Source organism: Rahnella perminowiae, from assembly GCF_019049755.1.
Taxonomy (GTDB): Bacteria; Pseudomonadota; Gammaproteobacteria; order Enterobacterales; family Enterobacteriaceae; genus Rahnella; species Rahnella perminowiae.
The window spans coordinates 1-11,892 of record NZ_JAFMOS010000481.1; the positions used below are offsets into that span (position 1 = coordinate 1).

General features: G+C 54.5%; 7 protein-coding genes. All 7 read right to left on the reverse strand.

The annotated features are described in order from the left end of the window. Positions 1–40 precede the first annotated feature (40 nt). The 7 genes from J1785_RS09200 to J1785_RS09230 all read right to left on the reverse strand — a co-directional run bounded on the left by J1785_RS09200 (position 41) and on the right by J1785_RS09230 (position 11,805). Positions 41–1,054, reverse strand: a complete 1,014-nt coding sequence (locus J1785_RS09200) for a family 8 glycosyl hydrolase (protein ID WP_217219270.1) — start codon at positions 1,052–1,054, stop codon at positions 41–43. Between the two features lie 9 nt (positions 1,055–1,063). Next, a complete protein-coding gene (gene bcsD, locus J1785_RS09205; RefSeq protein WP_129953944.1) occupies positions 1,064–1,543 on the reverse strand; it encodes a cellulose biosynthesis protein BcsD in 480 nt (159 codons plus the stop codon). 18 nt (positions 1,544–1,561) lie between these two features. Further along, positions 1,562–5,524, reverse strand: coding sequence for a cellulose biosynthesis protein BcsC (locus tag J1785_RS09210; protein ID WP_217219271.1), 3,963 nt, complete (start codon positions 5,522–5,524; stop codon positions 1,562–1,564). A gap of 82 nt (positions 5,525–5,606) precedes the next feature. Next, positions 5,607–8,081, reverse strand: coding sequence for a cellulose biosynthesis cyclic di-GMP-binding regulatory protein BcsB (gene bcsB, locus J1785_RS09215; RefSeq protein ID WP_217219272.1), 2,475 nt, complete (start codon positions 8,079–8,081; stop codon positions 5,607–5,609). Continuing rightward, positions 8,078–10,177: a UDP-forming cellulose synthase catalytic subunit gene (gene bcsA / locus J1785_RS09220; RefSeq protein WP_129953939.1), complete on the reverse strand. Its 2,100-nt coding sequence runs from the start codon at positions 10,175–10,177 to the stop codon at positions 8,078–8,080. Before bcsA ends, bcsB begins: the two co-directional genes overlap by 4 nt. Before the next feature lie 30 nt (positions 10,178–10,207). Continuing rightward, on the reverse strand, positions 10,208–11,011 hold the full coding sequence (gene bcsQ / locus J1785_RS09225) for a cellulose biosynthesis protein BcsQ (protein WP_129953937.1): 804 nt from the start codon (positions 11,009–11,011) through the stop codon (positions 10,208–10,210). Then, positions 11,002–11,805, reverse strand: a complete 804-nt coding sequence (locus J1785_RS09230; protein WP_129953936.1) for a cellulose biosynthesis protein BcsO — start codon at positions 11,803–11,805, stop codon at positions 11,002–11,004. The genes bcsQ and J1785_RS09230 overlap by 10 nt, the downstream gene beginning before the upstream one ends. Between the last annotated feature and the right edge of the window lie 87 nt (positions 11,806–11,892).

Below are 11,892 nucleotides of genomic sequence, written 5' to 3' on the forward strand. Positions count from 1 at the left end.
GATTTCCCTGACTGGCCTTCATATTTCAAAGGGGGATTATTTACCCTTTATGACTCGCCCACCAGCTCAGCAATTGCAGGCAGGAAGAGTAGTAATCGTCTTTCGGGGCCAGGTTCGGGCTGATGGCGGCAGCGTTGGCCATGGTGAAATCGCGCACGGCTAATAATCCCGGCGACATGTTGTAGCCCGCTTTGGTGCCGGTCATCACGTCAATCCAGGCCGGTGTCGCGTCGCGTGGGGATTTCTGCCACCACAGAATGAACGGTGCCATCTGCGGGCTGCCCGGATGCGCCCAGCCGAGGTACAGCGGGATACGCACAGCGTCGTAACTGAAACGCGTTGGCCAGCGGCTGGCGGGTTTCAGGGTGCCATCGGCCTGCAGCTCGACCCAGTCGGTCGGCAAGCGGAAATCACCGAACGCCATTTTGCTGAGCATCGCCGTGCTGCTTTCATCCAGATCTTTCCATACCTTTAAATGACTGTGCGCATAAAACGCCTGCCAGGCCGGGAAGATGAAATAGGACGGATTGACGGTCACGTTGCTGGTCTGATTGAAGCCTTTTACGCCCGGCAGCATCACTTTGTAACCTGCATAATCAATCACATTGTATTTGATCAGCGCGGCTTGTAATTTTTCAGAGGCTTTGGTGTAACGGGCATCGCTCCACTTGTCGCCTGCCAGCAGTAACGCCCACGCCATCAGCGTATCGCCATCAGAGGCGTTGTTGATATCTGCCACATGCGGGGTGCTGTTCGGGTCATAACGCCATGAATACAGGCCGATATCTTTACGGTAAAGGGTGGTGTTTGCCCATTGCCAGAGTTTGTCGAAGGCAGCCTGATCGTCATTAAATACCGCGAGCAGCATACTGAAACCCTGACCTTCGGTGTGACTGACATTTTTATTGGCTGTATCAATGATTCGCCCGTCCGGCATCAGAAAGCGACTTTTATAAGCAGACCAGCCCGGATCCTGAGCCATTACAGCGGAGCTGAAAAACGCGAAAATAAGGCTGAGCCACAGCACCAGGCCGTAGCGCCGAAATAACAACATAGAGATTCCTTACAAACCATTTTGATAACGGAAAACGAACGCACCTTCCGGTGTGATTTCCTGCCAGCGCAGCGGAACATAGGGTTGCCCGCCTTGTGATAACAACCACTCGGCATACAGTCCTTCAAACAGGGAGATGAGCGCGATGGACCACAACTCATCATCCTGCCCCTGCGGTGAGACCGGCCAGGCAATGTGCACCAGCGCCAGTTGTTGTTGTGTCGCTTCCAGCTTCACCACTCCCCAGTCGAAATGCCTGAGGAGTTGATTGATATTGTCTTCCAGCTCGCCAAGTGTCGCAGAACCCGGCAACGGATGCTGACGTGCCAGATTGTTGCCCATCAGGGTCAGAAAACGGCGCCCATCTTCGTCATCGGCGGACGCCAGAATACCTGAAAATAGCACCTGCACCAGGCTTTGCCAGCCGGGTGTGGTATGACGCTGTCGATAATATTCCTGCGCGACCTGTGAATAGCTATGTTCTTGCATGGTTTTATCTCACCGCGATTAATTTTGACCCATCAGATAACGGAAGTAGACCTGCGCTTTACTTTCGTTGTAATCACCGAAAGTATCGTAGCCAACCTGTCCGCCAATCTGCATGCTTTTGTTCAGGTGATAATTGCCGCCCACGCCGGCATTCCAGCCGATACCGTTTTGCGTTTTGCCGCTGTAGTAGGCTTCAGTGCCATAGCCTGCCGCCACCAGATCTTCCAGCTGTTTCTGTAGGTCCGGATTATTCGGGAAGTAGGCGCTCTTATCCTGAGAATAAGACTGATAACCCACCGCACCGGACAATTTAAGATCCCAGTCGTCATACTTCTGGGTGTATTCCACCGGGAAGGAGACACTGACATAGTTTTGCGGGCTGAAGTAACCGCCCTGACCGAAGCTGTAATAACTGAGGTTTTTGTCGAAATCCATGTAACCGACGTTGATGCCGGTTTTCAGTTCACGATCGTCATAACGGAACGGACGGACATACAGACCGGCATTGGCGTTCACCGATTTGTTGCTCTTCACGTTATTACCCAGATAGCTGTAATAACCCGCTTCGGCGTAAAAACCGGCGTCGCCGTCATCGTATGACAGATTGACACTGCCGCCGTTTTTAGTGACCTGGCCCCATTCTTTGCCGCTGTAATTATCTTTAGTGCCGACGTAGGACAGAATACTGTCAGTGACGGCCCGACGTTCAGCGGTCACGCGCAGAGTGGTGAAGTCAGTCAGTTTCGGTGCCCATTGCACGCCACCGACCAGCGAGTTCAGATCCTGCCCGAGTGGCGTACTGCCGACATCGGCTTTATAGCTGTCACCGGTCAGTGCGGCGTTAACTTCCACGCCTGTCGCGCTTTGATTACCGGCAGCCGGTGCCGCATAAGTCGTGGGGTCAGTACCCGCAATGGTGTTGTACGCCACGCACTGATCAGAGGTGGCGTTAGCCGATGTACAATTTGTACTGGCGTTAGTCGCTGCGGCTGTCTGCAATTTGGCAAATGTACTGTAGTTAGCAATATCCAGACCGGCTGCGGCTGCGGCGGCAGCCACATCTTTCTGTGCCGACTGCGCCTGTGCCAGTGCGCCCTGACCAAACCGGGCGTTAGCGGTGCCGGACGGGCTGCCTGCGCTGAGGGAAACCGGCGTGACGCCGATACTCAGACGCGAGGTATCAAACGGCACGAAGGCAAAGGTCATCGGCGCTTTGGCTTCGGTCAGCTGGCTGAGGCCGCTTTCACCGTCACGGCCACGAATCGACATATCACCCTGTGCCCAGGTCGCGGTTTTGCCCTGCAAATCGTCAAGCATGTCGTCGATCTGTTTTTCAGTGGCATTACGCTGTGTCACCGCCGTCGGTGCGGTGGTTGCTACCGGAATATTCCCCGGGGTGGAGACTTGGTCCGATACCTGCCATGGCAACACGGTACCGTATGAGGATTGTGTCGCCGGACGCGAGGCCGAGGTACGCGTTGAGCGGTTGATGAACGGGTTGTCGCTGATCTGCAATCCCGCGACCTGTGCCGAACTGTCTGTGCCTTCCAGACCAATCATCTTCCCCTTCGCGGACCGCAATAACGCCAGCGCCTGCTGATGATCGCCCTGCGCTTCGGCGACGCGCGCTTCGAGTAACAAACGGTCCGGCGTACGCGGTCCGCGCAGGCCTTCCATCAGTGTTTTCGCACGCTGGTTATCGCCTTCACCCAGCGCAACGTTGATCGCACCGACACGCGCATCCTGCGTAGGTGTATCGTTACTCATCAGGTAGTTATAGACCTGACCGGCTTGTTTATTGAGTTTGCCTGACTGATACAGGCGCGCCATCGCCAGCATCAGGTCACGGTTTTGCGGATCCGCCTGCAACGCAACGACCAGCTTATCGTAGGCTGCCGCGTACTGACCCTGTTCGCGCAACTGGTCAGCCTGATTGATCACGAAACCGTCACGCAGGCTCGCCAGTGCGGTCGGTGAGGTGCCGGACTGGATTTGCGGATTTTGCAGGAAGGCTTGCGCCTCGTTGCTCAGGCCGGCCTGATTCAGCACGCTGATCTGATCGGCGTAATCCCCGGCATTGCCGTTGACGCCCTGACGCATATTCTGGCGGACCAGCTGCACTGCCAGCGGAAGCTGACCGGACGCCGCGAGATTTTTCGCCAGTGCACCGACATCCGCCGGTGCTCCGGGAGGATTCTGTGCCAGTGCGCGCAACGTATTGGATGCAGCGGCAGTATTACCCTGTTGCAGATAGTTTTCCGCATCCGCCATTTGCGCATTGAAATTGGCGCGTTGTGCCAGTTCACGCATACCCTGATTCTGGCTGCTACGTGGAATACGTGAGAGCAGGGCATTGGCGGTGGACCAGTTTTTGGTTTCTGAGGCGAATAAGGCTGCTGCGTACAAATCGGCAGAAGATGCACCCGGACGCGAAGAAGGCGCCATGAGCGACTGCGCCTGCGCGGTCTGCCCCTGCGATTGCAGGATGCGCGCCATATCCAGTTTCACCCAGACATTAGACGGCTGACGTTCAAGGGCCTGCTGAAGAATATTGAGTGCACGCTGCGGATCGTTGCTCGCCATGGCTTGTGCAGCCTGACGACGCATTGGCTCGATAACATCCGCCACGGTTGGCGGATTCATCTTGGTCTGAATGGCCGCTGGCAGCGTCTTCAGCACCTGATTAGCTTCGGCGGTTTTGTTCTGCTGACGCAGCACGTAATACAATCCGGCGCGGGCATCGGCGTTATCGCCCAGTGCACTGTATTGTTGCTCGGCCCCGGCCAGATCGCCTTTCCGGCGCAGAATATCAGCACGCAGCAGGCTGGCTGACTGACCTTTTTCGCCGCCGACCTGCGTCAGAGGCGTGACGGCAGCCAGTGCGGCATCGTAACTGCCGGAACCTGCGGCCTCTTTGGCTTTCGCTAACTGAGCGTAAAACGCGGAATCCTGGGCCTGGTTGCTCAGCTGGGCGCTGTTCGGGCCACCTTGTGCGGCGGCTTTGCTCAGATATTGTGATGCCTGCTCAAAATTACCGCTGCGCTGAGCGATATAACCCAAACCTGCCAGCGCATCGGCGTCGTTCGGGTTATCGGCCAGCACGCTTTCAAACTTAGCTTTCGCGCTGGTGACATCGCCACTGTTGAGTGCGGTGAAGCCCTGACCTTTTGCCGCGCCGCCAATGTTTTTCTGGAAGTATGCCATCACGCTGGTATCGTTCGGGTGACGCGCCTGATAGCCCTGATATAAATCACGGTCGTCTTCCTGCGGCGTCATCCACAGCAATGCCTGACGCAGTGAACGGTCCGCTTCGGTGCTGGAACCGGCCATGGTGCTCAGCAGTTTGATGCCGTCGCGGCGGGTTGATTCCTGATAAGTGAGCACCTTGCCCAGACCGAGACGCGCCTGCGTGTCGTCAGGACGCGAGGCAACGCGCTGTTGCAACCCGGCAATTGCCTGCGGCTGGAGCGACTTATCACCCGCCATGGTCAGATAATATTCAGTCACCAGACTGTCTGGCGGCTGGTTGCCGTTAAAAATGGTACGGTACGCCGAAAGTGCACCGCTGACATTGCCCTGCGCAGCCATCTGACGGGCAGAAGCTAACTGAGCCGGCGGAATTGACTGCATGGCTTTGGCGCTGTTGAGCGATGCCAGACGTGGATCATCGGGCGAGACGGCGGCCAGTTTTTCACGCCACTGATTGGCTGCGGTTTTATCCCCGCCCTGCATGGAATACAGCGACATCAGGTACAGCGCCTGCACGTTGTTTGGCTCAACCAGCAGCACTTTCTGTAAGGCATTTTTTGCCAGATCATCATGAGCACGCTCATGCCAGTAGGCGGCCTGATCGAACAACGCTTTCATAGCAGGATTGGCGGTATCCGCTGCCAACGTGGCAGCACTAAAACTTGCTACTCCGGCGATCCCTACCAGATAAATAGCCCTGATCACCGCCAGGGACAGTTTATGTTTTTTCATTTTCCAGCTCCGGTAATCGCCAGAGAGTCGCCGCCCGATATCGGTGCGATCTTCATTGTTTTTGTTATAAAGCCGATGCTTTTCATTTCTGACCCAGTCGTTTGGCCGCGTGACGACGCAGGACGACGAACAGGCTCAGGCCAATCACCAGAGAAAGCAGGGTCGCAATCAATGACAGGATCACGATGTGGTTGCTGGCGTACCACAGCACCATCATGTACCACGGCATTTGCCCGGTCGGAAATTGCTGGCCGACTGAGAAGCTGCGGATGCCATTTTCATCGGTAATAATTGCCAGGTCACCCCGCACATTGGCGTTGATTTTGGGTGATTTCAAATCGTTATGGATTTTCAGCAACTGCTGATCGTCCGTACCGGTTGCCAGCACGACCACATGATCGGCAGACCAGCGCGAACGGTAGCTGACGAAGCCACGCCATGCGCCGGTTGAGGACAGATAACGGTCTGCATCGACCGGCTGGCGGTACCAGTCACCGGTCAGCCAGGCGACAACGCGCTGGATATCGGTCGGCGTTTTTACGCCCATCGCACCACCGTTGATGCTGAAAGGGGAATCCGCGAGTAACTGTTGAGTAAACGAGGTGTCGCCCAGCGTGGCGACGGCCAAAACATCGCGGTCAAACAGCGGATTATTTTGTTCATCACCTTTCAGACCAAAGGCCACCTGTACATGATTCACCGGCATACCTGTGGCTTTACCGGCGCGGGAGGCCAGGTTGAGCAACGTATGGACTTCATCTGCCGTCGGCGCTGGCGGCAGCAACATCAGGGTATCGGAGAAGTCAGCCAGTTTGGAGTACGGATAAGATGCACCGACGAAATACGACAGGTTCGGTAACTGGGCAAAATGGTAGCTTCCGCTCAGATCGATGAAGGATTTTGGATCGATACGGCTCTTGATATTATCGCTGGTCAGGATGCCGCACGGCGCCTCTTTTTTCGGCTTGATATCGAAATAGAATTGCAGCTGGTTGTCACCATAAATCAGGTAGGGCGCGAGTTGCAGCGTATAACGTTCCTGACGGCTGTCACCGCCAAGGCGACGCCAGATGTTTTCCACCAGACCCACTTTGTTGACGGTCAGGCTGCGCAGGAAGTTGCTGTTAATGGAAACGTTGAGTCTTGAGTTATCTTCATCAATCCAGTTTTCCGTCGGGAAACGGTAATCAATGCGCACCGGAATATTGTGTCCGTCCCACATGAACAGATCCGGCGCTGCGCGGAAAGCTACCTGAATGCCGTCGTGATAAATGCCGTTAGAAATCAGCGAATCCGGATCTTTACCCGCCAGTTCGCCCAGCGTCACCGGGCGGGAAGTGTCAATCCAGCGCGGCGCGTCATACAGTTTGCTGGTTGGAATAGTTTGCTGGGCCACATCCAGATGATCGACGTTGTTCGGCATACCGCCGCTGATCAGGCGATACGCGGACTGACGCAGTTCGTTATCATCGTTGCCGAGCACCAGCAGCAGTTTGTAGACCGGATTGATCGGATTATCGATAATCTGAAGCGAGGCACCTTTGCTCGCCGGCAAGGTCAGCGAACCTATTTTATCGCCCGGCTTGCCAAACAAAATGCCGTTCTGATCCGGCAGGTCGTTAAGAATGACCGGAAAATCTATGCTGCGATAATCGGACAACATGCCGAGATAAGAAGAGACTATCGCCGCAGCGCTGACATCGCCAGGTTTCATAGACGCAGAGAAACCCAGGGTAATTTTGGATTCCTGCATCTGCAGACCATCAAAGAACGGACGCGGGAAGTTACCCAGATTCCGGCCAATATTCAGTTGCTGACCTTCCAGCCCGATGCTGGTGGTTGGCAAAATAGTGACCCAGTATTTATCTGACTGATCTTTCTCGCAGGTCATGGTGTTGCTGTCATGTACGCGGAAGCTCAGGTTGTTGTTGGATACCACCATTGCCGACGGAATATCGAGATCGTAAACGTCGCCGCCGTTGCTGCTCTGGTTCAGTGGCAGGTTACCCAGCGGCTGGCCGTTGAGCATCAGTTCCAGCGTGGTATCGCGGGCAATCAGCGCCGGAGAAATTTTCAGTGCCAGCGACAGGTGCGCGTTGGTCACCACTTCATCGGCGGGCAGGGTGAAAATGATACCGGACTGCAACTGACCCCCGCTGAGCGTCAGGCCGTTTGGCTGGCCCATTTCGGCAACGGTGATATTGCTGGTCACCGGCTGAACCAGTGGCATCACCGGCGCAGCGGCAGAGGCATCAGGTATCGCCGTGCTGTTATTCACCGGTGTGGTATCAGTCTGCGGCGTATCCACAGCAGGGGCTGGCGTGGCATCACTGGCGGGTGCCGTTTCACCCGGTACCGGCGTGACCGGCGGTAGCCATGACGGCGCGGCTGGCAGGCTGGTGGCCGGATCAACGGCCGGTGCCGGCGCGTCTTCCGCCTGCGACAATGGCAGGCTGCTGAACATCAGCAACAAACCGGCAGTGATTTTCCTGAACAGGGATACACTGCGCGCAGCAGATAAACGGCACTTAATCATCAGGTTATAAGGTCGGTTCATGCTGCTTCACTCTTGCTGGCGGCGTCAGCGGGTTTATTTTTAACACGGCGCTCCTTCCACGTGTTGTAGAACAACTCGAACACGCAACGGATGATGCTTAGCAGGGATTTAAACGGGTTATCCGGCGGGTATTCTTCACCAATCCAGGCGTCAGCACGGCATAAGACCACGCGCACCAGTTCACGACGTTTCGATAATGGCAGATTTTCAAATTGCAGACGTAACCGCGCTTTGTCTCCGCTGATTTGTGTCACCGGGAAACTTTCCGCACCGGAAGACAACTGAATTTCCACTTCTTCAATTTCTTCATCCAGATAGCGCACGTCCGGCGTCACCAGCTGCACGCCGCCCATCGACATATCGATAGTGGTTGTGCGCAGTGAAATACCATTGGCGTAATGAATAATCGCTGGGATCTCGACATCAATACGGATCGTTTTGCGTACCTGACGGGTTTCTTTCGCCACGGCAATCGCTGCCAGCAAAATCAGCACACTGAAACTGCCCCAGGCGATATTCAGCGCAATAACGCTGGGATCGATGGCAAAGTAATCATGAAATACGGCGCGTACGATGCCGTATCCAATCCCTGCAAGCATCATGAGCGCGACTATCAGGTGAGGTTTGACGATGTTGAAGTCGAAGAAACCGACATCCAGCAAACCGCCTTTATCCGTCACGTTAAACTTGCCGCGTTTTGGCGCGAACATCGTCACCAGCGTGGGCAGGATCAGGTGGAAGGCCATGACAGTTTCGTAAATTTCACCCCAGAAGGTGTAGCGGAAACGGCCGTTCATACGGGAGTTAATGTACAGCGACATCACCAGATGCGGCAGCGCGTAAGCAAAAATCAGGCTGGCAGATGAGGAAATGATGTTCAGATTAAACAGCAGGAATGCCAGCGGTGCAGTCAGGAACACCACGCGCGGCAAACCAAACTGGAAGTGCAGCATGGCGTTCAGGTAGCACAGGCGTTGCTGCCATTTCAGGCCGCGGCCGAGCAACGGATTATCCACGCGGAAAATCTGCGTCATGCCGCGCGCCCAGCGGGTACGCTGAATAACGTGCAGCCCCAGGCGTTCAGTTGCCAGACCGGCTGCCAGCGGGATATCCAGAAACGCGGTATTCCAGCCACGACGCTGCATTTTCAGCGCCGAGTGCGCATCTTCGGTCACCGTTTCAACCGCAAAACCCCCGACTTCTTCCAGGGCCACACGGCGGATAACCGCACAGGAACCACAGAAGAATGTCGCATTCCAGTTGTCGTTACCTTGCTGAACCGGGCCGTAGAACAAGGCACCTTCATTCGGCATGGTGCGGCCAGCGGACAGGTTACGTTCAAACGGATCAGGCGAATAGAAATAGTGTGGCGTCTGGATCAGTGCCAGACGCGGATCTTTCAGGAAGCTGCCGACCGTCGCCTGCAGGAAAGCGCGGGTAGCCACGTGGTCACAGTCGAATACGCAAATCAGCTCGCCTTTGGTGAGTTTCATCGCATGGTTCAGGTTGCCGGCTTTGGCGTGGGAGTTGTCATCACGCGTAATATAACCCACGCCTGCATCCGCAGAGAACACCGCAAATTCGTCGCGTTTGCCGTCATCCAGCACGTAAATTTTGATTTTGTCTTTCGGATAATCGATGCACTGCGCCGCCAGAACGGTATCCCGTACTACATCGAGGCTTTCGTTATAAGACGGAATATACACATCGACGGTTGGCCACAGCGTGGTGTCATCCGGCAAAGGTTCGATGGTGCGTTTTAATGGCCAGGTCGTTTGCAGATAGCCCAGCAATAAAATCAGCCAGACATACAGCTCGGCGAGGAATAAGCCGATCCCTAAAATAGCTTCTATTGTTGAATTGAAATGCAGCGTTTCTGTCGCACGCCAGTAAATATAACGCGTCGACATCATGATGGACATGATGACCATCACCACGCTAATCCTGCGGCTTTTACTGATGCCAAGCAAAAATAAAAGCCCGATGCTGATCAGGCCAAAAATGTACTGCTTCTGGCTGTCCATCGGGGTAATAATGATCACTGCTGCCACCGGCAGCAACAGAAGCACAAGGAAAGAAAACAGAAATTTATTCATCGCTTTTGGGGTCGCTGTTAACAGTGATAGTTAATAACTGCCAGATTTAGGTGCGGCGTGTAATTCACCATCACCGACTTTAATTCCTAAAATGGCGGCGACTTTTTTGCTGATCAGTTCAATATCAAATGCCGAAGCTGATACCGGACTGAAATCAATAATAGAGCGCTGCGAGGCATTGGCCTCCGGCACACACTCATCCCTGTGGATGGTGCCTAATAATCTTTCATTTAAACGCTGTTCGAAAAAGTGGGTGACGTCGCGGCTTAATGTCCGGCGGGTATCACTTTGGTTAACCACGTAATACTCACCCTTCTTATTATTCAAAGGTGTGCCAATGAGTTTGTTTTTTTCCATTAAGGGTAATAAAGATAATGACGCGGTATCGGCCAGCATCACCACAACATGTAAATCAGCAATCGCCTGAACCGCTTTTAATGCCGGACTCGGGCCCGGAGGAAAATCCGCAATAATAATTAGGCCAGGATAATTCAGGACCGTATTTAATCCGCGCTGTAAAAAAAGCGGATCGCTGGCAAGCTGATGTTCGAACTCCAGCCGCTGATCTTCCGTCACTTCGCCATACGGTAAAACAAACGTATTGGAGCCCGCTTTCAGGATAAACTGGCTCCAGTCGGATTCATTACCCGAACCGGCCACAAAACCGCGGGTATCGGCAATAGGCACCCCGAAATGAAGGCGAAGGGCGTTCTGTACATCAAAATCGATGACCAGCACTTTACTGCCACTGCGGGCAAGTGAATAGGCCAGGTTGGAGGCCACCGTGGTTTTTCCTACCCCACCTTTCGGTGAACAAACGCAAACTAACGGCATGAGGCAATCATCTCTAACAGGGGTTGAAGCGGTGTGTCGCGATGTAAATAAGCGCTGGCAGGCTGCGGAGCCCGTTGTTTAAACATTTGTTTAAAGCGCTGGTTAGCATCAGCAGACGCCGGGGATGCGGACACCGCGGGCACCGGACTGTGAACGGGCGTTGGATTGTGTACCGGCGGCTGGTGATAAACCGGCGCGACGGGTTGTGGTACTGACTGAGATGCCTGAAGCGGCACAGATTGAACCTGCGCCGGGGCAGGTTTCGACGGCGCTGCGGGCATCGCTTTACGCAATGAATCAAGTAAACCCGACCCGCTGTCAGGAACGACAGACTGGGCATGCAATACCGGTGCCGTGTGAACAGGCTGAGGTTGCGCGGGTTGTATGGTCACCGGTGCTGGCTGAGACGGAACCGGCGGCAGCGTTTCACGCAGGGCATCAAGCAGGCCAAAACCGGCTGGCGGATGAGGCACCTCCGAAGACAGGGGGGTGGCTTGCTGGTGTGTAACAGGTCGTGCGGCAGAAGAGTTCGGCTCCTGCTGCGTATGGACGGGGTGAACGTCAGAAAGCGAAAACTCATCCGCCGAAATGGATTGCGGTGTTGGCTGCGTGGTACGGCCATTATCAAGCGGACCGGCAGGTTCTTCACTGGCAGAGACTTGTTTAATCAACGTCCATTGATTCATTGAGCCAGTAATGGATTCACCCGTTGATTTTTCATTAAGCTCTTTATAATCAATATTTTCCAACTTCGCCTTATCCATAAAACGTTTAATGTCATCATATTTATTCATAAATCCCGCCCGATAGGATTATATATTTCGGTGTTTTCTGGACGTCAAAACGACAATGATTGGCCGTTAGCACAGGGTGTAAAAAGA

Bases quoted from the DNA above. Each gene is read 5' to 3' on its own strand.
- J1785_RS09210 (WP_217219271.1), bottom strand. From the start codon at position 5,524: ATGAAAAAACATAAACTGTCCCTGGCGGTGATCAGGGCTATTTATCTG.
- bcsA (WP_129953939.1), bottom strand. From the start codon at position 10,177: ATGAATAAATTTCTGTTTTCTTTCCTTGTGCTTCTGTTGCTGCCGGTG.
- bcsD (WP_129953944.1), bottom strand. From the start codon at position 1,543: ATGCAAGAACATAGCTATTCACAGGTCGCGCAGGAATATTATCGACAG.
- bcsQ (WP_129953937.1), bottom strand. From the start codon at position 11,011: ATGCCGTTAGTTTGCGTTTGTTCACCGAAAGGTGGGGTAGGAAAAACC.
- J1785_RS09230 (WP_129953936.1), bottom strand. From the start codon at position 11,805: ATGAATAAATATGATGACATTAAACGTTTTATGGATAAGGCGAAGTTG.
- bcsB (WP_217219272.1), bottom strand. From the start codon at position 8,081: ATGAACCGACCTTATAACCTGATGATTAAGTGCCGTTTATCTGCTGCG.
- J1785_RS09200 (WP_217219270.1), bottom strand. From the start codon at position 1,054: ATGTTGTTATTTCGGCGCTACGGCCTGGTGCTGTGGCTCAGCCTTATT.